Raw genomic sequence first — 24,405 nt, 5'->3', positions numbered from 1 at the left:
AAGGCGCGTCCGCGGTGACACTTTGAGGCCCCCTCGCACGGGACGAGGAGATCACTCAGGGGGTTTGGCCATGCGCATGAACTACACGGACCGCGGTCCGTCCCCACTGGAAGGGGCGAAGCCCGGAGCCGCCGACACCCGCGACTCGACGTTCGGCTGGTGGGGTGCCTTCAGCATCCAGAAGTTCGTCAACCAGTCGCCTCTCTTCCACACGCACGCCGATGCCACCGGGTGGCTGGCGTACCTCCAGCAGTTCTACGACCGCAACTTCTGGTTCGCGGACGGCGGGGCGCAGGTCTGGGCGTACGAAGAGACGTACGACAACTGGCAGGACCGGTACGGCATGGACGCGGTGGTCGCCGTGTACCACTCGGGCCACGGCGGCATGGACAACAACGGCGTCTTCTTCGCGCCGCTCGGCGCGGTCTGGGACGGCCGCAGCGACGCGGTCTCGAACCGGATGGCGCTGGGCAACGAGAAGGCGAACTACGTCTTCTGGTCGACCTGCACCTCCCTGCGGGTCCTCGGCGGGCACTCCCCGATCCGCACCTGGGCGGGGCCCAACATCGGCTTCCGCATGATCTTCGGGTTCGAGACCGTCAGCATCGACAGCCCGGACTACGGCAAGAAGTTCTGGGAGAAGTGGCGGGCCGGGCAGACGTTCACCGACGCGTGGCTGAACGCCAGCTGGGACATCTACAAGGGCCAGGCGCCCTCGGTCTGCGCGGTCGGCGCCAACCAGGCCGAGGCCACCGCGCGCCTCAACGGCGAGCGCACCCTCTACCGCGAGCACGTGCCGGACAACTGGTACGCATGGCGCTGGTACTACGCCCGCGACAGCCTCAGGGAGCCGCTGACGCAGGCGCCGAGCAGCCCGCAGATCGTGCAGCTCGCGCCGCGCGACCCGGGCGAGGAGCTCACCAAGGCGGGCCGCATCGCCGACTTCCCGTCGGCGGCGCTGCAAGAGGTGCAGGTCGAGCGCCAAGGCGTGCTCAGCGCGACTTCGGGCGACCGGACCGTCTCGACGGCTCCGCACGCCGTCCGCTGGGTCAAGCTCGCCGAGGCCAACCACCGCAACCTGCGGCAGCTTCCCACCGAGCAGGCCGTCGAGGCGGCGCGCACGTTCGCCGAGCGGCACGCCGACGGCGCCGAGCTCGTCGTGGACAGCGTGCACGACCTGATGCAGAACTCCGGGGCGAAGGACGGCTCCGAGCTCGGGGAGCCGGTGTCCCTGGAGACCCATGTGACGTTCCGGCAGGTCTTCGACGGCGTACCGGTCATCACGCCCGACCGCGGTGTCATCCGCGTGGCCCTGGACAACGACGGGACCGTCGTCCAGGCGCAGATCTCCACGCGCGAGGCCACCGGCACGACGCGCGAGCCGAGCACCGACATCGCGCCGCCTCCCGCGGGCGGCCAGACGGCAGCGTCGGCGCCGCGGGCCCGTGACCCGCGCGAGGCGCTCGCCGCGGCCCAGCGGAGGCTGCTCGCCGAGCTCGCCGCCGTCACGGCGGACGAGCAGGGCGGCGGCAAGGGCGCGGCGGCGCAGCAGGAGCCCCAGGTCAGGGACGTGCCGGGCACGTTCGACGTCGGCTATGAGATCGAGGGCAACGAGGCCTACCCGGCCGCCCGCAAGCTGATCGAGATCGGCCCGCCCGACGGCATGTTCACCACCCGCCGCTGGGTGGTCGCGCCGCTGGCCCGGTAGTCCGGCACAGCGGGGAGTTCCCGGGCCGACGGGGGCCGGGGAATCAATGGGTGGCGGTCCGCGCCTTGCGGGCCGCCATCCACGCGTAGCAGAGCACGCCCACGAAGAGGAACAGGACGCCCTGGTAGACGGCCGCGTACCCGGACCCGGCGACGAGCCACATGGAGAACCCGAACGCGATGCCCGCGAGGACGGCGTCCCGCACCAGGCGGGCGCGGTTGACGCGCTCGCCCTGCCCGGAGACGAGGAAGTAGATCTGCGCGGCGGTGGCCAGCAGGTAGGGCACGGTCGCGGTGAACGTGGTGATCAGGACGAGGGACTCGAAGACGCCGCTCGATCCGGCCGCGTAGTTGTAGACGGTGAGCAGCGAGGCGAGGACGACGGTGACCAGGACGCCCACGACCGGCACACCGCGCCTCTTCGTGCCGAAGGCGCCGGGGAAGAGCCCGTCCTTGGCGGCGGCGTACGGCGTCTGGGCGCTCAGCAGGGTCCAGCCGTTGAGGGCGCCGACCATCGAGACGAGCGCGGCGAGGGCCACCGCCGTGCCGCCCCAGGAGCCGCCGAACATGGCGTTGACGGCGTCAGAGAACGGGGCGGTGGAGCCGACGAGCTTGTCGTGGGCGACGGTGCCGAAGACCGCGAGGGTGCCGAGCAGATAGACGAGCGCGGCGCCGAGGGTGCCCAGGATGGTGGCGCGCCCGACGTTGCGGCGCGGGTCGCGCACCTCACCGGCGCTGACGGCGGCCGACTCCACTCCCAGGTAGGAGAAGAGCAGGATCGCGGCGGACGCGGAGATCGCACCGACCGGGCTGTCGTCGCCGGCCTGGAAGGGCCCGAGGTTGGCGCTGTCGAAGAAGAAGAGCCCGCCGATCGCGACCAGGAGCAGGGGCAGGAACTTCAGTACGGTGGCGACGAGTTGGACGGCGCCGACGTAGCGGGTGCCCGCGAGGTTCGCGAGCGCGGGCAGCAACTGAAGGACCAGGGCGGCCAGGCAGGCGGTCCACTTGTGGTCGCCGACCGGTATCAGGACGTCGAGATAGCCGACGGCGGCGACGGCGAGCGCTGCGTTGGACACCCAGGTGGTGGCCCAGTAGGACCAGGCCGCGAGGAACCCGGCGAAGTCCCCGAAGGCCTCGCGTGCGTAGACGTACGGTCCGCCGGTGCGCGGGTCGCGCTGCGCGAGCCGCCCGAAGACGAGGGCGAGGGCGATCGCGCCCGCGGTCAGGAGGCCGAACGCGACGAGGCTGATGGTCCCGAAGGGGGCGACGGAGGCCGGAAGCAGGAAGATGCCGCCGCCGATGATGTTGCCCATGACGAGGCAGGTGGCGATGGGCAGTCCGAAGCGGCGGGCGTGCCTGTCGCTGTGCTCCGCGGGCTGCTGCGGGTACTGCTCTGTCCGCTGTTCTTCCTGGTCGGGGGCCGGAGCCGTCTTGATCGCGGTTCCGGTGTCGTGCATGGGGTGGTGCCTCTCATCGTGCCGGACGCCCGGGATCGCCGGGGCGTCAGACATCGTCGGGCACGGCGCGGACCGCGCAAAATCAGCGGTCTTTCTCCTGCACGGCAGGGTCGGCGACCGCAAAAGCTGATGCGCCGGGGCCCTCCTGCCGGGAATCGTCCGCAGCGGTGGCACCCCCTCCCACCAGCGGAATCTCCGGTCCCTGGTACTCGCCGAGCCAGCGCCGGAGCACGTCGTGGACCCGCTCGGCGCCGACGAGTTCGTGCCCGTCGTCCAGCGGCGCGGAGAGCACGAGGGGCGACAGGAGGAAGGGGTGGGCCTGGGCGCCGCCGAGTCCGCCGTGCGAGCCGATCTGCTCCTCGAAGGCGAGGACTTCGCCGTCCTGGGGGTCGTACCAGGAGTTGACCATGATGTCGGCGACGTGCGGGAAGCCGTCGGTGCGGCGCACGGCGTCGGCCGCTCCTGGCCCGAAGTCGGCGAGCGGCCCGGGGTCGCCGGGCTCCCTGTCCTCCTCGTCGAGGTACACCTCGCCGCCGCGCGCGCCGAGCACGACCGGGCCGCGCTCCTGACTGCGTACGAGGAGGAAGCCGATGCCCGGGTGGTTGGCGAGGGTGGGAAGCAGCGCCGGGTGGCGCAGGTCGATCTCCTCGCGGGTCATGCGGTGCGGGACGTCGGGGAAGGAGACCAGGCCGAGGTTGCCGGACGCGAGCACGATGGGCTCCGCGCGGCGGGCGGGGCGGTGCTGGCCCGCGCCCTCCTCGACGGGGCGGCGCAAAGCGGCGCGGACCGTCGAGCGGGCCTCGGCGCCGCTGTGCGTGCGCTGCGCCTTGCGCGGCACGGGCAGGCCGCAGCCGGCCCGGACGAGGTCGCCGAGGGTGAGGCCGTAGCGGGCGCGGAAGGTCTCGCCGGGGCTCTGGCCGTGGTCGGAGAGGACCACGATGCGGTAGGCGCGGGGGGCGTGTTCGGCGACCTTCGCGATCAGCGCGAGGGACCGGTCGAGGCGCTGGAGCACCTTGTCCACGTCGCTGCCGACGGGCCCCGAGTGGTGGGCCACCTCGTCGTACGCGACGAGGTCGGCGTAGACCGCGCTGCGCCCGGCGAGCATGTCACCGATGACCGCGGCGACGACCACGTCGCGCTCGACGACGGTCGCGAAGGCGCGGATGAAGGGGTAGAGCCCGCCGCGGCCGATGCGCGGGCGCCGCTTCCTGACCCGGGCACGGGTCGACTCGCCGATCTCCCGGCCGACCTCGGCGATGAAGGACAGGGCGGTGCGGACGGCGTTGGCGGGGTCGGAGAAGTAGGCGAAGTACCCGGCGCGAGAGCGGTTCTCCTTGCCGCGGCGTGCGGCCATGGAGAGCACGAGGGCGAGCTGCTCGGCGCCGCCGCTGAAGAGGTTGCCGCGGCTCGCGCCGTCGAGGGTGAGCAGCCCGCCGTCGCCGGTGCGCTCGATGGCGCGGCGCTGGAGCTCGACGGCCGACGCGGGCCGGTTGGAGACCATGACCTCGCCGGTGTCCTTCTCGTACCAGCGGAAGGCGGGCACGTCGTGGTTCGAGCCGTGCAGGATGCCGAGCTGGCTCGCCCCGGTCTGGCTCGACCAGTCGGTGCGCCAGGGCGTGAGGCGGTGGCTGGGCTCGCCCCCGCGCCCGAGCCAGCCCGCGACGGTCGGCATCAGGTCCTTCTCGGCGGCGGCGCGCAGCACGTCGTGGCCGACGCCGTCGAGCTGGATGAAGACGGTGCCGGGCGGTACGGGACCGGTCTGGCCCTCGGCACGGCGGCGGCGCCTGCGGTCCGCCAGGCGGTAGAGGCGGCGGCGGTAGGCGTCGTCGTCGCGGACGGCCAGGGCGCCGCCGGTGGCGGAGGCGACGGCGGACATCACGGCGGCGACGACGACGGCGGTCTCGGCGTTGGCCTCGCCGCGGCCGTCGGGGATCAGGCTGAGGGCGAGCAGGAGCAGCGACCCGTTGAGGAAGAAGGCGAGCAGGCCGAGCACCAGCGCGGGCACGAGCAGCAGGGCCCGCACGAGCAGGGGCCACACCAGTGAGGAGAGCAGTCCGAAGGCGCCGGCGCCCAGGGCGGCCGTGACGGCGATGCGGGTGGCGCTGTCGCCGTTGTCGGACTGCAGCTGGAAGTCGGGCAGGATGCCGGCGAGCGCGAGCATGGTGAGCGTACTGACCAGCCACACCGCGACGGAGCGCCACAGCGCACTGCCGACCGCCCGCCATCGCCCTCGCCCCACGCCCGCCGCCTCACGTTTCATGACAGATCCGGACACCAGCGTGTCACAGGGCGAACAGGTGGGTGGCGGGCACGGGTCAGCGGCCGTCGTACCCCGCCGTCGGCATGGAGAGCCGCCGGTGGACATGGGCCTTCATCACCGCGTCGTACGAGGGTTCCGCGAGGCCCGCCGTCTCGATCCGCACGCCGCGCCGCCCGCACTCCGCGGCGAACTCCTCCGGCGAGCGCAGCGCGCTGTCCAGGACCCGGCGGCTCGGCACGACGAAGAGGTCCACGAGGCCCTCGTCGACGTCCGCCCAGAGCACGGCGTGGTCGGCGGGAAGGCCCCGGACGACGAGCTCCCGGGTGATGACGTAGCCCCGGGCGGCGGCCCACCGCGCGCACATCGCGTGCTGGCTGCGGGAGTCCACCAGGAACGGATCGGCGTCCAGCTCCTCCAGCGGAGTCAGGCTGGCGATCGAGGCGACCCGCACCACGGTCACGCTCGCGGCATCTCCCATCGCGTCCCCCTCACCTCTGGCGTCCTCACCACTGGCGTCAGCCGAAGACCCTACTCCTGGCCGTAGGCTCGTAAACAGTCGCGCGAAGGAGGAACCGGAGTGCCGGTGGAGATCACCTGGTGGGGTCATGCCACCTGCACGGTCGAGGATTCGGGGCTTCGGGTGCTCACCGACCCGCTGTTCGCCCGCCGCCTCGCCCATCTGCGCCGGCGCAGGGGCGCGCTCCCGCCCCCCGACGCGGCCGTCGCCGACGCCGTGCTCCTCTCCCATCTGCACGCCGACCATCTGCATCTGCCCTCCCTGGCGCGGATCGCCCCCGGCACCCGCGTGCTGCTCCCGCGCGGCGCCGGCCGGCAGGTGCCGGGGCTCGCGCGCAGGCTCTCCCATCTGCGCCTCACCGAGGTCGTGCCCGGCGACGAGGTGCGGATCGGCGATCTCGTCGTGCGCGTGGTGACGGCGGCGCACGACGGGCGGCGGCTGCCCGTCGGGCCGCACGGCTCGCCCGCGCTCGGCTTCGTGGTGCGGGGCGAGGCGCGGACGTACTTCGCCGGGGACACCGGGCTCTTCGACGCGATGGCCGAGGAGGTCGGAGAGGTCGACGTGGCGCTGCTTCCGGTCGGCGGCTGGGGGCCGTATCTCGGCCATGGTCATCTCGACGCGGCGCGCGCCGCGGTCGCCCTGGCGCGGATCGCGCCGCGCAGCGCGGTGCCGGTGCACTACGGGACGTACTGGCCGATCGGGATGGACGCCGTGCGGCCGCATGAATTCCACACTCCGGGAGAGGAGTTCGTGCGCCAGGCGGCGCGGCTCGCGCCCCAGGTGGCGGTGCACCGGCTCGGGCACGGCGAGAGCGTACGGCCCGAGGTCACCAAGGGGGACCCTCAGTGATCCTCTCCGCGGCGGCCCAGGTGCCGCCGGAGTCGACGCAGCAGGCGCTCGGCTATCCGTCGCTGTTCCTGCTCATCGTGCTCGGTGCGCTCGTGCCGGTGGTGCCCACGGGCGCCCTGGTCAGCTCGGCGGCCGTGGTGGCCGTGCACCAGGAGGCGCCCTTCGCGCTGCTCCTGGTGTTCGGCGTCTCGGCGTTCGCCGCGTTCCTCGGGGACATGGCGCTGTACTGGCTCGGCCGGCGCGGGATGCACTCGAAGAACGGCTCGCGGTGGCTGGCGGCGATCCGCGACCGGGCGCCCGAGGACCGGCTCGCGCAGGCGCAGGACAAGCTCGCGGACCACGGCGTCCTGGTCCTGGTCCTGTCCCGGCTCGTGCCCGCCGGGCGGATTCCGGTGATGCTGGCCTGTCTGATGGCGAAGATGCCGCTGCGCGAGTTCGCCCGCGGTGACGTGCCCGCGTGCCTCGCCTGGGCCGTGACGTACCAGTTGATCGGCATTCTCGGCGGCTCCCTCTTCAAGGAGCCGTGGGAGGGCGTGGTGGTGGCGGTCGGTCTGACGGTGCTGATCAGCACGGCGCCGACGGTGTGGCGCAAGGTCCGGCGTACGGCGTCCTAGACCCCGTCGCCCTGCTCGAGCACGCGGGAGGCGCCGACGGGCAGGTCCCACAGGTCCGCGCGGGGCAGTCCCGCCTCCTGCCATGCCTCGCGCACCCGGGTCAGCGGTTCCAGGACCGGTTCGCCGGAGAGCAGGAACGTGCCCCAGTGCATCGGTGCGAGGCGCCGCGCGCCGACGTCGGCCGCGGCCCGCACCGCCTCCTCCGGATCGCAGTGGACGTCGCTGAGCCACCACCGCGGGTGGTAGGCGCCGATCGGCAGGAGCGCGAGGTCGATGCCCGGGTAGCGGGCGCCGATCCGCTCGAACCAGTGGCCGTATCCGGTGTCGCCCGCGAAGTAGACGCGCCGTCCGTCGCCGTCGGTGAGGATCCAGCCGCCCCACAGCGTCCGGCAGGTGTCGAGGAGGCTCCGCTTGGACCAGTGGTGGGCGGGCACGAAGTCGAGCCGCAGACCCGCGAGTTCGGCGGCCTCCCACCAGTCGAGCTCGGTGACCCGCCCGAACCGGCGCCGCGTGAACCACCGCCCGAGCCCGGCGGGCACGAACACCGGGGTCTCCCTGGGGAGTCTGGCGAGGGTCGGGGCGTCCAGGTGGTCGTAGTGGTTGTGGCTGATGACGACCGCGTCGACGCGCGGCAGCGCGCTCCAGGCCACGCCAGGGGGCGTGACGCGGGCCGGGGTGCCGAGGATCTTGCGGGACCAGACGGGATCGGTGAGGACGGTGAGCCCGCCGATCCGCACGACCCAGCTGGCGTGCCCGACCCAGGTGACGGCGACGGTGTCCGACCCGACGCACGGCAGCGGCCCCGGCTCGAAGGGCAGCCGCTGAATGTCCGCGAGCCCTTCGGGGGTGGGCCGCAGGGCGCCTTCACGGGCGAACCGCGCGAAGGCCCGCAGCCCCGGCAACGGCGCGGTGAGCCGGTCGGCGAACGACTTCGGCCACCGCCGGGGGGCGGCGGGGCCCGTGGTCGCGGGGCCTGCCGGGCGGTCCGCCCGGCCCGAGCGGTCGTCCTGCCGCGGCTGCGGCTGCGGCTGTTGCGTCTGCGTCTGTTGCGTCACCGAGGAGGCTCCATTCGCCGTGCTGCTGCGCACAGATCGTCGAAGGCCGATCCGAGCATGCTCAACGCCCTTTCCACGTGCGGCAATTCGAGCGCGTCCGGTGCGGTGAGAGACGTCAGGCGCTCCTGTCGGGTTGAGCCGAGCAGCGGGCCCGTGGACAGACGTACGCGCAAAGCCCCCAGCTCGTCGCCGAAACGGTGACCGCCGGGCGCGGGCATCCCCAGGCGCTCGCCGAGGAAGTCCTCCAGGTCCTGGGAGTCGCCGACGCCGCGTGCCACGAGGGCGGGGCGGAAGGGGCCGAGGTCGACGTAGAAGTGGCGGCCCGCCCGTGGAGGGCGGGCGAGCGCGCCCGCCGCGAGCACCGAGCGATGTGCGGCGGCGGCCACGCGCGCGTGCAGGCGCGTCGCGCGGGCGAGGCGGTCGGTCACCTCGTCCGGCTCTCCCAGGGCGTACGCCGCCACCGCGCCGACCGGCGCCGCGACGCTCGCGCCCAGCGCGGTGAGGACGTCCAGGGTGCGGGCCCGCAGCGCGGCACCGCGCGCACCGGCCGGGAAGCGGGCGACCGCGGCGGGCCAGCCCGGCGGCAGGAACGCCCCGGAGAGATCGGTCAGCACGGTCACCCGTTCGGGGGCCATCTCGGCGGGGCCGATGAGCAGGGTGTCGTGCGGCCGGTGCAGGGTGTCGCGCCAGGTCTCGTCGCTGACGATGTGCAGCCCCTCGTCCGCTGCCGCCTCCACGGCTTCGTGCAGCACCTCCGGCGGCGGCACGGTGGCGGTCGGGTCGTCGGCGACGGAGAGCACGAGGAGGCGCGGGGTGCCGCCCTCGGCACGGATGCGGCGGACGGTCTCCAGGAGGGCGTACGGATCGGGGACGCCACCGCATTCGGCGGGCGTCGGCACGTGGTAGACCGACCGGCCGAGCAGCCGCACCTGCGGCGCCCACCAGGCGGGGCAGGGCCGCGGGAGCAGCACGTCGCCGCCGCCGAGCGCGGCGGTCAGGGCGAGCAGCAGGGGCGCGGCTCCGGGTGCGGCGACGACCTGGCCGCGCTCCACCGGCAGGCCGCGGCGGCCCCAGTAGCCGCTCGCGGCGTCCAGGAGGGCGGGGCTGCCGCCGGGCGGTTCGGCGTGGGCGCGGCCCGCCGCGGCGGCGAGCACGGCGGACAGTTCGGGCAGGACCGGGAGGCCCGGCTCCGGCAGGGGAGGTCCGTACCGGACAGGGCCACGGCCTTCGGGTTCCGTCCGCATGGACCAATCGAAGCGTGACGGGGCGCTCGGCGCGCGCGGGGGCCTCCGGCCGAGTGGTCTTTCGCCTTCAGTCTTCGGCGGCCAGCCCCGCCAGCTCCCGCTCCAGGCCCTTGCCCCGGGTCTCCACCACGGCCGCCGCGACATCGGCCAGCTTGCGGTTGGTGGTCTGGGAGATGCGGCGCAGCATCGTGAAGGCCTTGTCCGCGTCGCAGGTCAGGACGTGCATGATGATGCCGCAGGCCTGGTCGACCACGGGGCGGGTGCGCAGGGCCGTGCCGAGGTGGTCGAGTTCGGCGAGGGCCGCGCGGTAGCGGCGGTCACGCACCAGGCCCGTGGTGGCGAGGTCGCCGAGGGCCTGGGCGGGGCCGTGCCGGACGTCGTCCAGGGCGCCGGGGCGGAAGCTGAACAGGGTCAGGGTGACCGTGAGCCCCGAGCGCTGGAAGGGGAGCGTGATGCTGGAGCGCACGCCGGAGTCGAGCGCCAAGGCGCGGTACTGGGGCCACCGCTCGTCCCGCAGCAGGTCCTCGGTCTCCACGGGCGCGCCCCGCTCCTGCGCGTCCGGGATGGGCCCGTCGCCCGAGCGCAGCTGGACGGCGACGAGACCGGCCAGGTCGGGGTGGGTCACCGACGCGGGGTGTTCGCTGCCGCCCTCCGACACGGTGGTGCCGGCGCCACAGCAGGCGGTGGTGCAGCGCACCGCGTGCTCGGCCAGTTCCGAGAGCCTGCGTCCCGGCAGAGCGGATTCCGGTCCTGCCAGGTCCGGTTCGGGAATGAGGGGCATGGTGGTTTCCTCCTCCTACTCCCTCCGCCTTCCCGTGAGTTCCTCCGGAAAACGGCAGCAACGGATACGTTCGACCCATGGGCCAGGCGGAGGAGTTCGGTGAAGATGTCGCGGATTTCGTGCGCCGAGTCGCCGAGTTGAAGTCGGCGCGCTCCGTGCCGACGGACGACCTCGGTACGGTTCTGGACGCGGCGATCTTCGAACTCGACCATGTGGCGCACCAGTTGAGGCCGCTGTACGAACGCCTGGCCGCCGACGGCCAGTTGGGCGGCGGCGCACCCGACCGGGACGAGCAGCGGCTCCTGCGGGCCATCTTCCAGCGCCTGCCCCTGCCCGTCGCCCTGGTCGACCGTGAATCGGTGGTCCGGCGGATGAACTTCGCGGCGACCGGCTTCACGGGCGTACGCGCGGGCTACGCGACCGGCAGACCGCTGACCGGATTGCTGCTGCACGCGGACCGGGTGGCGTTCCGCTCGCAGACCGCGGCGGTCGCTCGCGGCGAGGGCGACCGCAGCCTCACCGTCCACCTCCAGCGCGATCCGCACCTCCCGGTCCGTGCGACGCTCACCGCGCTGCGGCCGGGCGCCGAGCCGCGCACGGCGGTCCTTGTGGTGCTCCAGCCGGGCGCGCGGCCCACCGGCTCGCGCGCGGCGCCGCGGGAGAGCTTCCACGCGCCCGCCCCCGACCTCGGCGAGGCGACGCGGCACACGGCCCGGATGGACCTCGCCGACGCCATGACCACCGCCCTGCTCTCCGCTCCCGCCGGGGACCGCGCGGCCGTACTCGCACGGGCGGCCGGCGTCCTGCACCCGCGGTTCGCGGACTGGGTGATCGCCGACGAAGGGGCCGCGTGCCAGCGGCGCACGACCGTCCTGGGACCCAAGGACGCACCGGTCGAGGACGTCCTCGCACAGGCACCCGCCGCGTGCCCCCTCGTCGCCGAGGCGGCGCGCGGCGGGGCGCCGATGCTGCAGGTCCGTCCGGAGGACCCGGACTCCTTCGGCCGGGACGCGTCCGGCGCCCCCGTCCTCGTACGCGCGCAGGTGACGTCCCTGCTGTGCGTGCCGCTGAGGGGACGCTCGGACGGCCCGGTGGAGGGTGTCCTCACGCTGTTCAGGAGCGGGGCACGGCTCGCCTTCTCGATGGCCGAGGCGCAGACGGTGGACGTGATGTCACGCCACATCGCCCTGGCCATGACCCGCCGCACGAACCGCACGGCCGCCGAGAGGGCCTAGGCCGCCGGGAAGGCTCAGGCCGCGTCCTGCATGACCTGGTCGCGCAGGCGGTCGCAGCAGCGGCTGATCAGGCGCGAGACGTGCATCTGGGAGATGCCGAGCTGCTCCGCGATGCGGCTCTGCGTCATGTCGCCGAAGAACCGCATGTAGAGGATGTCGCGCTCCCGCTCGGGCAGCGCGGCGATGCGCGGTTTGACGGCCTCGCGGTCGATGACGACATCGAGCGCGGGGTCGGGCGCGCCGAGCGCGTCGCGCAGCGCGTATCCGTCCTCGCTGCCCGGCAGTTCGGCGTCCAGGGAGAGCGCGGTGAAGCTGTCGAGCGCCTCCAGTCCGGCGGCCGCGTCCTCCAGGGACAGCTGCGCCTTCTCGGCGATCTCGGCGAGGGTCGGCGCGCGCCCGGGGATGGTCTGGGTCAGGTCCTGGCGGGCGAAGCGCACCCGGTTGCGCAGGTCCTGTACGCGGCGCGGCACATGGAGGGTCCACATGTGGTCACGGAAGTGGCGCTTGATCTCACCGGTGACGGTCGGCACGGCGTAGCTCTCGAAGGCGCTGCCGCGCTCGGGGTCGTACCGGTCGACGGCCTTGACCAGGCCGAGGGCCGCGACCTGACGCAGGTCGTCCAGGGCTTCGCCGCGGTTGCGGAACCGGCCGGCGAGCCGTTCGGCCATCGGCAGCCAGGCCTTGACCAACTCCTGGCGCAGTGCGTCGCGTTCGGGACCGTGCGGCATCTCGGTGAGCCTGCGGAAGGCGGCCGCGGTGTCAGGGGCGTCGTCGTGCGGGTGGCGCTTCGTCTGTCGCGCGTCGGATCGCATGATGCGTCGCAACTCCCTTGTCGGTGCCTTGGGTTGAAGAGTCACCGTGGGATGCGCGCAGTCGCGGACGGGGCACACCCGGGGCGAACGAGATCGCTCCCACGGACGTGCCTCCGGTCCGAAGCACTGTTCACTTCGCCTGCCCCGAGGTCTCGGGGACAAACACACGCCTGCCCCGGGGCCGGCACCCGCGGGCCGGGGCGTCGCCTTGTTCCCGGGTCTCCCCACCGCTTCCGGGCAAACCCGCATGGACCGGCGTCACAGGGGTACTGCGGCGGGACCACTCACCCCCGCAGGAAGGGCCCCAACCATGACTGTTGTCGTAAGGGACGTCATGACACCGGGCGTCATGGCGGTAGGTCCCGATGCCTCACTGGTGGAAGCGGCGCAGCTGATGCGCGCACAGGACATCGGCCATGTCCTGGTGGCCTCGGCGGGCCGTCTGGTCGGCGTGCTCACCGACCGGGACATCACGCTGCGGGCCGTCGCCGACGGCGCCGATCCGCTGACCGTCAGCGCACAGGCCGTGTGCACCACGAACCCGGTGATGGTCGCTCCGGACGACGCGGTGTCGTCGGCGGTCAGCCTGATGCTCGAGAACGCCGTGCGCAGGCTGCCCGTCGTCGAGAACGGAGAGCCGGTGGGCATGGTGACCCTCAGGGATCTCGCCGCGTCGGCCTGAAGCCGGGGCGGGACACTCCCCGGCCGTTCCCGCCACGGCGTGCACCCGCCACAGTGCGGTCCACTGACCCGTTCCTCGGCCGGGCGGGGTCCTGGCCCGGTCTGGAGGGAGCGGGTCCGGTTGCACGGGTGGTGCGGGGGGGAGCGACCGGACCCGCGGCGCGGGCCCGGCCCGGCCTGGGGCCGGGCCGGAACATCCCCGGTGGTCCGTCACGGTCGTGCCCCTGGGGCGGGTTAAGGACCCGTGGACAGCGACCGGCCCAGCCGGTGACAGGTGAAACGATAAATCAGCGACCCTCACGATCACGATCCGCTGAGCGCGGCCACTGTCCGCATAACGCACGGTCCGCACGGCGCGCGGACCGGATGACACGCGGTCCGGATTGTGCGCGCGAGTTCAGCCCCGCAGCGTCTGGGACGGCAGCTCCCCGAACCGGGCGTGGTACTGCTCGGCGAACCTTCCCAGGTGGCTGAATCCCCATCGGTGCGCCACCTCGCTCACGCTCAGCGCGCCGGGCTGCGCCGCCCGCAGCTCGTCGTGCACGCGGGTCAGCCGTACGTCCCGTACGTACGCCATGGGCGACATGCCCACGTAGCGGCGGAAGGCCTCCTGGAGCCAGCGCACCCCGACCCGCGCCTCGACGGCGAGCCCGGCCGGGGTGAACGGATGCTCGGGCCGCTCCTGGACGGCGTCCATCGCCCGCTTCACCGGCGCCGGGCGCAACTTCGCTACCGGAGCCGCCAGTTCGTCACGGAAGGGATGCTCCACGGAGAGCAGCAGCCCGTTCAGGATCGCCTCCTGGAGGGGCGCAGCGACCAGCGGCGACGTGTACAGCGGCGGCCGGCCCGGTGGCGCCCCCGGCTCCTCGCGCAGATCCTCGATGACCGTCGTGACCAGCCGGGCCCAACTGCGGCCCGGACCACGGGCGGTGTCCAGTTCGCGGGCGAGGGCCAGCGGTGCGCGGACGGGCCGGCCAAGAAGCTCCTCCAGGCGCCGGTCGAGCGCCTCGCGGTCCATCTTCACCGCGAGGACGCGGCAGTCGCCGGTCCACCGCTCCACCACCGTGTCGCCGACGGGCTGGAACACTCCGGCCCGCTCCGCCGTCGCGACGGCGGAGCGGCCGCCCTGCCGGAAGCTCATGTGCCCGCCGAGCAGTATGTTCACGTGGTAGGCGCCCAGTTCGCCGAGCCGCATGCGCACGTCGGCGCCGCAGCTGAGTTCGCCGAGGGTGAGCGCGCCGAGCCGTCCGATCTCGAACTCGGCCCTGAAGGCGCTCGGTACGTCGATCACGTCCATGAAGTTGCTGTAGAACGTGGCACCGATCATCTGCCGTGCCTCGTCCACGTCCGCTGTCCTGAAGGACGTCCTCAGCGTCTGCGCACTCACGCGTGACTCACCCGCTCCCCCGACATCCGTCGCGCTCCCCCGCGGCTACACCCGACGCCCCAGCAGACTCAGCAGCCTCGTCTGCTCGTCGGCGTCCTGCGGCGGTTCCACCGCGGGGGCGAAGAGCCCGCTCTTCGTCAAGTCCGCAGCGTACGGCGTGATTTCCCGTACGGAAAAGGCGACCAGATCCTCCGGAAGCGATTCGTCCGCACCGATCGCCCGGGACAGGTCCCAGGCGTGCACGACGAGGTCGGTGATCATCTGCCCGCAGTAGAAGTCCGCGGCGGTCTCGCCGAAGGAGAGCTGGACCGTGCGGTAGAGCGCGCCGGGCTCACCGAAGGCCTCCTGGGCGGCGGCGGCCGCCGTGTCCCAGGAGGTGACCGGGTCGGGGCCCAGCATGTCGCCGTCGAAGGCGTCGCCGACGGATTCGACGGTGGCGCCGTCCCGCAGGAGCGAGGGCACCCAGAGCTGCTCGGCGGTGAGGTGGTTGACGAGGTCGTGCACGGACCAGTCGGTGCACGGTGTGGGCTCGTCCCACTGGTCGGCCCCGACCGCGTGCACGCGGTCGGTGAACAGTTCCAGGGCGGCCGAGTGCCGGGCGAGGAGCAGGTCGCCCGCCCGGTCGGACGCGTCCGCGGTGCCAGTCGTGTCTGCCATACCCGTCATTGTCCTCCTGGCGGCAGGCGGCGCTACCGCTTCCGCTCCACCCGGCGCTCGTCCCACACCGGCTCGGGCGTCTCGCGCACGAGACCGTCGCTGCCGAAGACGAGATAGCGGTCGAAGGAGCGGGCGAACCAGCGGTCGTGCGTCACGGCGAGGACCGTCCCCTCGTACGCCTCAAGCCCCTCCTGGAGCGCCTCGGCCGACTCCAGGTCGAGGTTGTCGGTGGGCTCGTCGAGCAGCAGGGCGGTGGAGCCCTCCAGCTCAAGGAGCAGGATCTGGAAGCGCGCCTGCTGGCCGCCCGAGAGCCGCTCGAAGCGCTGTTCGGCCTGTCCGGTGAGCTCGTAGCGGCGAAGGCGCGACATGGCGGGGCCCTTGGCCTGGGCGTGCTCGCGCCACAGGATGTCCAGGAGCGTGCGGCCGAAGAGCTCCGGGTGGGCGTGGGTCTGCGCGAAGTGGCCCGCCACGACGCGCGCACCGAGCTTCCAGTCGCCGGTGTGCTTGACGTCGCCGCCGGCGAGCAGGCGCAGGAAGTGCGACTTGCCGGAGCCGTTCGAGCCGAGGACGGCCACGCGCTCGCCGTAGAAGACCTCGATGTCGAAGGGCTTCATCAGGCCGGTCAGCTCAAGGCCCTTGCAGGTGATGGCCCGGATGCCGGTGCGCCCGCCGTGCAGCCGCATGGTGATGTCCTGCTCGCGCGGCGGCTCGGGCGGCGGTCCCGCCTCCTCGAACTTGCGCAGGCGGGTCTGCGCGGCTGCGTACCGCGAGGCCAGCTCATGGCTGATCGATGCGGCCTGCCGCAGGCTGAGCACCAGCTTCTTCAGCTGGGCGTGCTTCTCGTCCCAGCGCCTGCGCAGCTCCTCGAAGCGCGCGAACCGCTCGCGCCGTGCCTCGTGGAAGGTGTCGAAGCCGCCGCCGTGCACCCAGGCGTCGGCGCCCGCGGGCCCCGGCTCGACGCTGACGATCTTCTCGGCGGCGCGGGCGAGGAGCTCGCGGTCGTGCGACACGAACAGGACGGTCTTACGCGTCTCCTTGAGCCGCTCCTCAAGCCAGCGCTTTCCGGGGACGTCGAGGTAGTTGTCCGGCTCGTCCAGGAGCAGCACCTCGTCGCCGCCGCGCAGCAGGGCCTCGAGCACCAGGCGCTTCTGCTCGCCGCCGGAGAGGGTGCGGACCTCGCGGAACTGCGCCTTGTCGTACGGGATGCCGAGGGCGGCGGTGGTGCACATGTCCCAGAGGGTCTCGGCCTCGTAGCCGTGCGCCTCGGCCCAGTCGGAGAGCGCCTGGGCGTACTGGAGCTGGGCCGCCTCGTCGTCGACGGTCATGATCAGGTGCTCGGCGACGTCCACGGCCTTCGCGGTCTCGCGGATGCGGGGGTTGGACACGGAGACGAGCAGGTCGCGCACGGTCGTCTCGTCGCGCACCGATCCCACGAACTGCGGCATGACGCCGAGGCCTCCGCTGACGGTGACGGTGCCGCCGTGCGGCTGGATCTCGCCCGAGATCAGCCGGAGCAGGGTGGTCTTGCCCGCGCCGTTCGCCCCGACGAGGGCGACGATGGCGCCCTCTCCGACGCGGAAGGAGACATCGCCGAGCAGGGCTCGGCCGTCCGGCAGGTAGTACTCGATGTGCGCGGCCTCTAGATGTCCCATGCGGGGATTGTCTGTGGGGGGCACCGGTTGTCGCAAATGCGTTTCGTCTCCCGGCCGGGGTACCCGCGCCCCATGCCTCTGCGAACCCGTCTCATCGCCCTGGACCACCGCACCTTCGACGCCGTCGCCACCCGGCACTGGCCGGGCGGCGACCGCTTCCTGCCCCGGCTGAGCCGCAGCGCGAACCACGGGCTGCTGTGGTTCGGGATGGCCGCCGGGATAGCGGCTACCCGTACGCCCCGCGCACGGCGTGCCGCGCTGCGCGGGACCGCGTCGCTCTCGCTGGCCTCCGCCGCCATCAACACCCTCGGCAAGCGCTCGGTGCGCCGGGCCAGGCCGCTGCTCGACGGCGTGCCGCTGATGCGGCAGCTGAAGCGGCAGCCGGTCACCACCTCCTTCCCCTCGGGGCACTCCGCGTCGGCCGCCGCCTTCGCCACCGGGGTCGCGCTGGAGTCGCGAGGCTGGGGCGCCGGTGTCGCGCCGGTCGCGGGCGCCGTCGCGCTGTCCCGCGTCTACACCGGAGTGCACTTTCCCAGCGACGTCCTCGCGGGGGCCGCGCTCGGCGCGGGCGCGGCCTTCGCGGTGCGCGGCATGGTGCCGACCCGGGATCTGCTGCCCCCGCCGGGCAGGCCGCGCGTCGACGCCCCCGCGCTGGCCGGCGGCGAGGGCCTGGTGCTCGTGGTCAACTCCGCCGCCCGCGCCCCTGAGCGTGCTCAGGCGTTACGCGATGCCCTGCCGCTCGCCGAGGTCGTGGAGTGCGAACCGAAGCGGCTGGGCGGGGAGTTGGAGCGGGCCGCCGGGCGGGCGCGGGTGCTCGGGGTGTGCGGCGGGGACGGCAGCGTCAACGCCGCGGTGCCCGTCGCCCTGCGCCACCGGCTGCCGCTCGCGGTACTGCCGGGCGGCACGCTCAACCACTTCGCGTACGACATCGGCGTCGAGGATCCGCGTGATCTGTGCCGTGCCGTCGAGGCGGGCGACGCGGTCGCCGTCGACGTGGGGCGCTTCAGCTCCGGGGGCGGCCTCCAGGGGTACTTCCTCAACACCTTCAGCCTCGGCGTCTACCCCGAGCTGGTGCGGCTGCGCGACCGCTGGGCCCATCGCATCGGCAGCCGGGCCGCGGCCGTCCTCGCCGCCGTCCGGCTGCTGCGCTCCGACCGGCAGCCGCTGAGCGCCGAGTTCCGCGGCAGGCAGCGGGCGTTGTGGCTGCTCTTCGCGGGCAACTGCACCTACCACCGGCTCGGGTTCACCCCCGGGCGCCGGCTCGACCTGGCCGACGGACTGCTCGACGTACGCATCGTGCACGGCGGGCGCAGGCCCGGCACGCGGCTGCTCGCCGCGGCGCTCGCGGGGCCGCTGATGCGCTCGCCCGCGCAGGCCGCGGTGCGGATTCCCCGGCTGCGGGTGGACGCTCTGGAGCCGGGGACCGTGGTGGCGTACGACGGTGAAGTGACCGTCACCGAGGGCGAGTTGCTCGTCGACAAGCTGCCCGAGGCGTTGACCGTATACCGGCCCCTGCCATCCACCCATTGACCACATGGTGATACGCGGGTCTCATTATGCGACATGGCGGCGTAGCGTTCGATCCACCGCAGTGAGCCGCAGTGAGCGGCAGCGAACGTGAAGGAGTTCCCGTCATGCCGGAGGAGACCGCCGTCTACACGCACGGACACCACGAGTCCGTGCTGCGCTCCCACACCTGGCGGACCGCCGCCAACTCGGCCGCCTACCTCATCGGTTCGATCAAGCCGCACATGCGCATCCTGGACATCGGCTGCGGTCCGGGCACCATCACCGCCGACCTGGCCGCGCTCGTCCCCGACGGCCGCGTCACGGGCGTCGACCACGCGCCCGGCATCCTGGACCGCGCCCGTGCGACGGCCTCCGAACGGGGCCTGGAGAACGTGGAGTTCGCCGTCGCCGACGTGCACGCCCTGGACTACCCGGACGACTCGTTCTGCGTCGTCCACGCCCATCAGGTGCTCCAGCACGTCGGCGACCCGGTGCGCGCCCTGAGCGAGATGCGGCGCGTCTGTGCGCCGGGCGGCATCGTGGCCGCCCGCGACGCGGACTACGCGGCGATGACCTGGTACCCGAACTCCCCCGTCATGGACGACTGGCTCGACCTGTACCGCCGTGTGGCCCGTGCCAACGGGGGTGAGCCGGACGCGGGGCGCCGCCTCAGGTCCTGGGCCCTGGAGGCCGGCTTCGAGGACGTCACCGCGAGCGCGAGCACCTGGTGCTACAGCTCGGCACCGGAGCGCGCCTGGTGGAGCGGCCTCTGGGCGGACCGCACGGTCGCCTCCGCCTACGCCGGGCGCGCCGTCGAGGGCGGGCACGCCGACGCCGGTGAACTGCGCGCCGTCGCCGACGCGTGGCGGGAGTGGGGTGCGCGGGACGACGGCTGGTTCGCCGTCCTGCACGGAGAGGTCCTCTGCCGGAAGTGACGCGTGGCGTCCGCCGCAACGCGTGGCATCGCACACAGGTTCCTGATTCCCCGCGTAGACCAGCGGGTTGGGGATACTCGGGGCAGCAGGAGGTAAGACATCATGGTTCCTATTCTGCTCGTCCTTCTGCTTGCCCTGCTTCTCTTCGGCGCGGGGTTCGCCGTGAAGATCCTCTGGTGGATCGCCATCGCCGTGCTCGTCATCTGGCTGGTCGGCTTCCTGATGCGCAGCACCACGGCCTCCGGGACGCGGTCCCGCTGGTACAGGTGGTAGCCGCCACCGGTGGCAGCCGTACTCGGAACCCTGAACGTCCCTGACCGCATCGAGCCCGCGGGCCTCAGCCCGCGGGCTCGACCGGGCCCGGGTCCACGAAGCTGTACGGCGGCAGCGGGCCGCGCACCCGCAGGTCCAAGTGCGGCTGGTCCGCGCGGAGTTCGGCGACCGCGGACAGGAAGCCGACGGCCGCGTCGCGGTGCACGAGGAAGGAGAGGTCGGCCAGCCAGCCCGTCTCCCGGGGCCCCGCGCAGACCGCTTCGGTGGTCGGTTCCAGCGCGCGCCACACATGGTCGGCGTCGCTCGCCTCCCGTGCCCGCACGGTCGCGGCGACCTTCTCGCCCAGCCGCAGCTTCTGTTCCTGACTGCCGCCCCCGGCAAGCTGGTTGACCTCGACCATGGCCCGCAGTTCGGGATTCTCGGCGAGGACCTGGTGCAGGACGGCGCGTTCGTTGTGGGAGACCTTCACGTTGTACTCGACCCTGCTCTCCAGCGCGCGCAGCCGCTCCGCGTAGTGGTCGGCCCGTTCCGCCAGGACGGCCAGGACCGCCTCGTCGTCGGGCGCGAGGCTGCCGAAGCGCATCGGGAGCACGGCGCCCCGTGTACCCGCCTCCGACAGGACGTTCTGGTGCGCGACCAGGTCGCGCTCCTTGGGCTTCAGGTCTCCGGGAGCGTCGCTGACCAGTGCGGCGAGCCGCCCGCGCCGCACGATCCGGACGGGGCGGGGAGGTTCACCGATGCCGTCCATGCCGCTGACGCCGTTCCCGTTGCCGCCGTTCCCGTTGCCGCCGTTCCCGTTGCCGCCGTTGTCGCCGCCGTTGAGGTCTCTCACGCCGTCCGGCAGGCTCGGATGCGGGCTCCCGACGATGCCGTAGATGTACGTGCTCACTGCTCCCTCTCCTCACCTCTCACATCGCGCGGAGTCCGGGTGACCCCGCGCTCCATGGCCAAACCTCAGCCGCGCAGCGCGCGCAGCTTGCGGCGGGCCGGGCCCAGGGCGCGCCCCGAGCGCAGCAGGCCCGCCCACGGGTCGGTGCGGGCCTGCTCGGCGGCGTCCGCGATGGTCCACCGGCGGGCGCCCAGCGCGGGATCGTCGATGGCGTCCCAGGCGACGGGCACGGCCACCGGGGCGCCGGGCCTCGCGCGGACCGAGAAGGGAGCGACGGCGGTCTGCGCGTACGCGTTGCGCTGCACGTCGAGGTAGAGGCGGTCGCCGCGGTCCTTCTTGCGGGCAGCCGTGGTGAGCTGCTCGGGGTGGGCCCGGGCGAGGGTCTCGGCGACGTTCTTGGCGAAGGCGCGTACGTCGTCGAAGTCGTGGCGGCCGTTGAGGGGCACGATGACGTGCAGTCCGCGCGAGCCCGTGGTCATCAGGGCGGACGGCAGCCCGACGTGGTCGAGCAGTTCGCCCAGGAGGCGCGCCGCGTCGCGCACGGGGCCGAAGTCGTCCTTGGCCGGGTCGAGGTCGAAGACGAGCCGGTCGGGATGGGTCACGCCGCCGATGCCGCCGACGCGGGACGTCCAGCGGTGCAGCGTGAGGCAGGCCTGGTCGGCGAGGTAGAGGAGCGTGGCGGTGTCGTCGCACACGGTGTGCGTGACGGTGCCGCCCTCCTTGGCCACCTCGGCGCGGGTGATCCAGTCCGGGTAGTGGTCGGGGGTGTCCTTCTGCATGAAGCGGGGCCCGTCGAGGCCGTCCGGGTGCCGCTCCAGCATCAGGGGGCGGCCGCGCAGGTGGGGCAGCATGAACGGGGCGACGGACCGGTAGTAGTCGGCGAGGTCGCCTTTCGTGTAGCCCGCTTTGCCGCTCCCCTCCGTGCCGCCGTCACCGCCGTCGCCGCCTTCACCGCCGGGCGGGAAGAGGACCTTGTCGGGCCGGTGCAGCTGGACGGTGCGGCGGCCCGCCCGCAGGGTTCGTGCGCTGGTCATAGGGGGTTCCTTTCATGTCGCGTAGGGGTGTTGACAACACCTGAAGAGGGGGGACGGCGGGCGTGCCGCGGTCCGCGCGCACCGGAAGGATTCAGAGAGACGGTTCAGGATGGACCCCAGTGAGCGAGGCGCGCCATGGCGAACGGAACGCAGAGAAGTCCCCGGCACCCGGAGCCCCCGGAGAGCCCTGCCCTGCCGGGGAGCCGACGGCCCCTCCCCGCGCGCGGGAGCGGCCGCGTGTCCGCCGCTCCCCCGCCCGTCCTGGCCGCGTTCGCGCTCTGGATCACCGCGGTCGTGGCGGGCTTCTTCGAGACGGTGCTCATGGTCGGCGGGCTGATGGCGGACGGCGACACGTCCGCCGGGGAGATCGCGGGCGGCCTGCTGCTGCGGATGGCCGTCTTCTCGGCGGCCGTCCTGGTCGCCGTCCAGCTGCGCCGGGGCAGGAACTGGGCCCGCCTGACACTCGCCGTGGGGCTCGGGGTCCTCGGCACGCTGTCCCTGGTGGTCGAGCCCGTCCGGTGGCTGGCCGGCCACCCGCTCGGGGACGCCTTCCGGGATCTGGGGGCGGTGGACGTCCTGTTCGGCGCGAGCCGCGTCCTGCATCTGAGCGCGGTGCTCGCGGCGACGGCCTTGATGTTCCGGCCCACGGCCAACGCCTGGTTCAGGGCGCGGTCCGCGGAGCGCGCGCGGCACTGACCGGCCTCACCGCACGACCGCCTGCTCCACGAGCAGCCGCGCCGCCGCCGCGATGGACTCGGCGTCGATGCCCGCCGCGTGCAGCTGCTCGGCGGGGGTCGCCGAGCCCGGCATCGTGTTCACCGCGAGCCGCACCAGGCGCGGCACCGGGCCTCCGTCGCCGAAGGCCTCGAAGACGGCGTCGCCGATGCCGCCCTCCGGGCGGTGGTCCTCGACGGTGAGCAGACAGCCGGTGCGGGCGGCGGCCTCGCGCAGGGTGGCCCGGTCGACGGGCTTGACCGAGTACAGGTCGATGACCCGCGCCTGGATGCCCTCGCGGTCCAGGAAGTCGGCCGCGGTCAGCGCCTCGTGGACGGTCACGCCCGCCGCGACCAGCGTGAGCCGGTCGGCGTCGGAGGAGCGCAGGACCTTGGAGCCGCCGACGGGGAACTCCTCCCCGGGGCCGTAGATGACGGGCGTGTCCCCCCGCGACGTACGCAGGTACCGCACGCCGTCCAGGCCCGCCATCTGCGCGACGAGCTTGCCCGTCTGGTTGCCGTCGCACGGATACAGGACCGTCGAGCCGTGCACGGCGCGGAACATCGCCAGGTCTTCGAGGCCCATCTGGGACGGGCCGTCCTGGCCGATGGAGACGCCCGCGTGGGAGCCGACCAGGTTGATGCCGGCGCCGCTGATCGACGCCATCCGGATGAAGTCGTGGGCGCGGGTGAAGAAGGCGGCGAACGTCGACGCGTACGGGACCCAGCCGCGGGCCGCCAGCCCCACGGCGGCGGCGACGAGTTGCTGCTCGGCGATGTAGCACTCGAAGTACCGGTCGGGGTGCTCCTTGGCGAAGTACTCGGCCCGGGTGGAGTCGCCGACCTCGCCGTCGAGGGCCACGATGTCGCCGCGCGCGGTGCCGAGCGCGGCGAGCGCCTGGCCGAAGGCGGTGCGGGTGGCGACGGAGTCGCCCACCTCGTGGCGCGGCAGCTCCAGATGGCCGCTGCGCGTGGCGTGCAGCGCCCGTGCGGCGGCGGGCTTGCGCACCTCGACCCGCACGTCCTGTACGCCGCCCAGCTCCTCGACGGCCGCTGCCGCCTCCGGCAGCGGCTTGCCGTGCAGACCCTCGCGGTCCTCGGCGGAGGCGACGCCCTTGCCCTTGACGGTGCGGGCGAGGATCGCCGTGGGCTGCCGGGTGGTGGAGCGGGCCTCCTGGAAGGCGAGGTCGACGTCGTCCAGGTCGTGGCCGTCGACCTCGACGACGTGCCAGCCGAAGGCGGTCAGGCGGCGGGCGTAGGCGTCGAGGTCCCACGCGTGACGGGTGGGGCCGCGCTGCCCGAGGCGGTTGACGTCGATGATGGCCGTCAGGTTGTCCAGGTGTTCGTACCCGGCGTGCTCGACGGCCTCCCACACCGAGCCCTCCGCGAGCTCGCTGTCGCCGCACAGCACCCAGACCCGGTAGGGAATCCGGTCGAGCCGCTTGCCCGAGAGGGCCATGCCGACGCCGACGGGAAGGCCCTGCCCGAGCGAGCCGGTGGCGGTCTCGACCCACGGAATGCGGCGCGGTGTCGGATGCCCTTCGAGGCGGCTGCCCTGGGTGCGGAAGGTGAGGAGCTCGCTGTCGGTGACCACGCCCGCCGCCTTGTACGCCGCGTACAGAAGGGGCGAGGCGTGGCCCTTGGAGAGGATGAAGCGGTCGTTGCCCGGATGGTCTGGCCGGTCGAAGTCGTAGTGCAGATGGCGTCCCAGGAGCACCGCCATCAGGTCGGCGGCGGACATCGACGAGGTGGGGTGGCCCGATCCCGCGGCGTCCGCGGCCCGGACGGAGTCGACCCGCAACTGCCGTGCGAGCGGGGCGAGTTCACTGGTGGTCATGGCGGGTCCTCCTTGAGTGGGGGGCTTTCCGTTCCGGCGGTCCGCCGGTCGCATCGGCCGTCGGTCCGCGGGTCGCGTCGGCCGCCGGTTCCTGGCGCGCGCGACCTCCCGGCGGCACGGGCACGCGGGACCTGTCGGTTGCCCAGGCGGCCCGCCGCCAAACTCCGCCGGACCCGGCGCCCGGACGTGCCCGTGCGCCGTTTGCCCGGCGGGCTTCGGGTTACCCGTACGAGGCGCCGCCGCAGGTGCCGGGGCGCGAGCCGATACCGCGCCTCCCCGCGGCCCCCACCCCCGCACGTGATCCAGG

22 protein-coding genes are annotated in these 24,405 nt (G+C 73.4%); 9 read left to right on the top strand and 13 right to left on the bottom strand.

Annotated elements, in window-relative coordinates; genetic code table 11:
* Positions 1-70 precede the first annotated feature (70 nt).
* The gene (locus tag ACZ6ZP_RS09430) at positions 71-1,708 is read left to right on the top strand and encodes a DUF6345 domain-containing protein (RefSeq protein ID WP_383817771.1); all 1,638 of its coding nucleotides are present in this window, start codon (positions 71-73) and stop codon (positions 1,706-1,708) included.
* Between the two features lie 43 nt (positions 1,709-1,751).
* Here the strand turns inward: ACZ6ZP_RS09430 and ACZ6ZP_RS09425 are convergent, their stop codons facing one another.
* The 3 genes from ACZ6ZP_RS09425 to ACZ6ZP_RS09415 form a co-directional block, all read right to left on the bottom strand.
* Positions 1,752-3,164, bottom strand: coding sequence for an amino acid permease (locus ACZ6ZP_RS09425; RefSeq protein ID WP_399973595.1), 1,413 nt, complete (start codon positions 3,162-3,164; stop codon positions 1,752-1,754).
* Between the two features lie 82 nt (positions 3,165-3,246).
* Positions 3,247-5,424: a phage holin family protein gene (locus tag ACZ6ZP_RS09420; RefSeq protein ID WP_469406205.1), complete on the bottom strand. Its 2,178-nt coding sequence runs from the start codon at positions 5,422-5,424 to the stop codon at positions 3,247-3,249.
* 55 nt (positions 5,425-5,479) lie between these two features.
* Positions 5,480-5,884, bottom strand: coding sequence for a hypothetical protein (locus ACZ6ZP_RS09415; RefSeq protein ID WP_351159403.1), 405 nt, complete (start codon positions 5,882-5,884; stop codon positions 5,480-5,482).
* Between the two features lie 117 nt (positions 5,885-6,001).
* On the opposite strand from ACZ6ZP_RS09415, the gene ACZ6ZP_RS09410 reads away from it, so the two are divergent.
* Together ACZ6ZP_RS09410 and ACZ6ZP_RS09405 are read left to right on the top strand one after the other, a co-directional pair.
* Complete coding sequence (locus tag ACZ6ZP_RS09410) at positions 6,002-6,790, top strand: MBL fold metallo-hydrolase (protein ID WP_351159202.1); 789 nt, start codon at positions 6,002-6,004, stop codon at positions 6,788-6,790.
* A complete protein-coding gene (locus tag ACZ6ZP_RS09405) occupies positions 6,787-7,404 on the top strand; it encodes a DedA family protein (protein ID WP_383817764.1) in 618 nt (205 codons plus the stop codon). The genes ACZ6ZP_RS09410 and ACZ6ZP_RS09405 overlap by 4 nt, the downstream gene beginning before the upstream one ends.
* On the opposite strand, the gene ACZ6ZP_RS09400 is transcribed toward ACZ6ZP_RS09405, so the two are convergent.
* From ACZ6ZP_RS09400 to ACZ6ZP_RS09390, 3 genes are all read right to left on the bottom strand, one after another.
* Positions 7,401-8,459 carry an MBL fold metallo-hydrolase gene (locus tag ACZ6ZP_RS09400; RefSeq protein WP_469406203.1) on the bottom strand — a complete coding sequence of 353 codons (1,059 nt, stop codon included), beginning with the start codon at positions 8,457-8,459 and terminating at the stop codon, positions 7,401-7,403. The two genes, ACZ6ZP_RS09405 and ACZ6ZP_RS09400, sit on opposite strands and share 4 nt — an antisense overlap.
* A complete protein-coding gene (locus ACZ6ZP_RS09395; RefSeq protein ID WP_366461816.1) occupies positions 8,456-9,703 on the bottom strand; it encodes an aminotransferase class I/II-fold pyridoxal phosphate-dependent enzyme in 1,248 nt (415 codons plus the stop codon). The genes ACZ6ZP_RS09400 and ACZ6ZP_RS09395 overlap by 4 nt, the downstream gene beginning before the upstream one ends.
* 67 nt (positions 9,704-9,770) lie before the next feature.
* A complete protein-coding gene (locus ACZ6ZP_RS09390) occupies positions 9,771-10,484 on the bottom strand; it encodes an ANTAR domain-containing response regulator (RefSeq protein WP_351159195.1) in 714 nt (237 codons plus the stop codon).
* A 77-nt stretch (positions 10,485-10,561) separates the two neighbouring features.
* Between ACZ6ZP_RS09390 and ACZ6ZP_RS09385 the strand changes: the two genes are divergently transcribed.
* Positions 10,562-11,719 (top strand): PAS domain-containing protein, encoded by a 1,158-nt coding sequence (locus ACZ6ZP_RS09385; RefSeq protein ID WP_361461839.1) that lies wholly within the window; start codon positions 10,562-10,564, stop codon positions 11,717-11,719.
* A 14-nt stretch (positions 11,720-11,733) separates the two neighbouring features.
* On the opposite strand, the gene ACZ6ZP_RS09380 is transcribed toward ACZ6ZP_RS09385, so the two are convergent.
* On the bottom strand, positions 11,734-12,531 hold the full coding sequence (locus ACZ6ZP_RS09380; protein ID WP_351159190.1) for an RNA polymerase sigma factor SigF: 798 nt from the start codon (positions 12,529-12,531) through the stop codon (positions 11,734-11,736).
* Between the two features lie 310 nt (positions 12,532-12,841).
* On the opposite strand from ACZ6ZP_RS09380, the gene ACZ6ZP_RS09375 reads away from it, so the two are divergent.
* A complete protein-coding gene (locus tag ACZ6ZP_RS09375) occupies positions 12,842-13,213 on the top strand; it encodes a CBS domain-containing protein (RefSeq protein ID WP_351159186.1) in 372 nt (123 codons plus the stop codon).
* 396 nt (positions 13,214-13,609) lie between these two features.
* On the opposite strand, the gene ACZ6ZP_RS09370 is transcribed toward ACZ6ZP_RS09375, so the two are convergent.
* Genes ACZ6ZP_RS09370 through ACZ6ZP_RS09360 form a run of 3 tightly spaced genes read right to left on the bottom strand, consistent with a single transcriptional unit; the run spans position 13,610 to position 16,908 of the window.
* Positions 13,610-14,599, bottom strand: coding sequence for an AraC family transcriptional regulator (locus tag ACZ6ZP_RS09370; RefSeq protein ID WP_351159183.1), 990 nt, complete (start codon positions 14,597-14,599; stop codon positions 13,610-13,612).
* A gap of 45 nt (positions 14,600-14,644) precedes the next feature.
* Positions 14,645-15,256: a TIGR03086 family metal-binding protein gene (locus ACZ6ZP_RS09365; protein WP_351159180.1), complete on the bottom strand. Its 612-nt coding sequence runs from the start codon at positions 15,254-15,256 to the stop codon at positions 14,645-14,647.
* Between the two features lie 32 nt (positions 15,257-15,288).
* A complete protein-coding gene (locus ACZ6ZP_RS09360) occupies positions 15,289-16,908 on the bottom strand; it encodes an ABC-F family ATP-binding cassette domain-containing protein (protein ID WP_351159178.1) in 1,620 nt (539 codons plus the stop codon).
* 72 nt (positions 16,909-16,980) lie between these two features.
* Here ACZ6ZP_RS09360 and ACZ6ZP_RS09355 point away from each other — a divergent pair, with 72 nt between their 5' ends.
* From ACZ6ZP_RS09355 to ACZ6ZP_RS09345, 3 genes are all read left to right on the top strand, one after another.
* Complete coding sequence (locus tag ACZ6ZP_RS09355; RefSeq protein WP_383817756.1) at positions 16,981-18,438, top strand: bifunctional phosphatase PAP2/diacylglycerol kinase family protein; 1,458 nt, start codon at positions 16,981-16,983, stop codon at positions 18,436-18,438.
* 104 nt (positions 18,439-18,542) lie between these two features.
* Complete coding sequence (locus ACZ6ZP_RS09350) at positions 18,543-19,352, top strand: class I SAM-dependent methyltransferase (protein WP_361461847.1); 810 nt, start codon at positions 18,543-18,545, stop codon at positions 19,350-19,352.
* A 102-nt stretch (positions 19,353-19,454) separates the two neighbouring features.
* Positions 19,455-19,625, top strand: a complete 171-nt coding sequence (locus ACZ6ZP_RS09345; RefSeq protein ID WP_190080846.1) for a hydrophobic protein — start codon at positions 19,455-19,457, stop codon at positions 19,623-19,625.
* 64 nt (positions 19,626-19,689) lie between these two features.
* Here ACZ6ZP_RS09345 and ACZ6ZP_RS09340 read toward each other — a convergent pair whose 3' ends face one another.
* Positions 19,690-20,514 carry a GvpL/GvpF family gas vesicle protein gene (locus tag ACZ6ZP_RS09340; RefSeq protein ID WP_469406199.1) on the bottom strand — a complete coding sequence of 275 codons (825 nt, stop codon included), beginning with the start codon at positions 20,512-20,514 and terminating at the stop codon, positions 19,690-19,692.
* A gap of 65 nt (positions 20,515-20,579) precedes the next feature.
* The gene (gene ligD, locus ACZ6ZP_RS09335) at positions 20,580-21,548 is read right to left on the bottom strand and encodes a non-homologous end-joining DNA ligase (protein ID WP_469406197.1); all 969 of its coding nucleotides are present in this window, start codon (positions 21,546-21,548) and stop codon (positions 20,580-20,582) included.
* A 237-nt stretch (positions 21,549-21,785) separates the two neighbouring features.
* Between ligD and ACZ6ZP_RS09330 the strand changes: the two genes are divergently transcribed.
* Positions 21,786-22,244 (top strand): hypothetical protein, encoded by a 459-nt coding sequence (locus ACZ6ZP_RS09330; RefSeq protein ID WP_469406195.1) that lies wholly within the window; start codon positions 21,786-21,788, stop codon positions 22,242-22,244.
* Between the two features lie 6 nt (positions 22,245-22,250).
* On the opposite strand, the gene ACZ6ZP_RS09325 is transcribed toward ACZ6ZP_RS09330, so the two are convergent.
* Positions 22,251-24,098, bottom strand: coding sequence for a transketolase (locus ACZ6ZP_RS09325; protein ID WP_361461859.1), 1,848 nt, complete (start codon positions 24,096-24,098; stop codon positions 22,251-22,253).
* Between the last annotated feature and the right edge of the window lie 307 nt (positions 24,099-24,405).

It is taken from the genome of Streptomyces sp. NPDC054047 (assembly GCF_055585065.1).
This window is presented reverse-complemented; position numbering and strand designations above follow the sequence as displayed.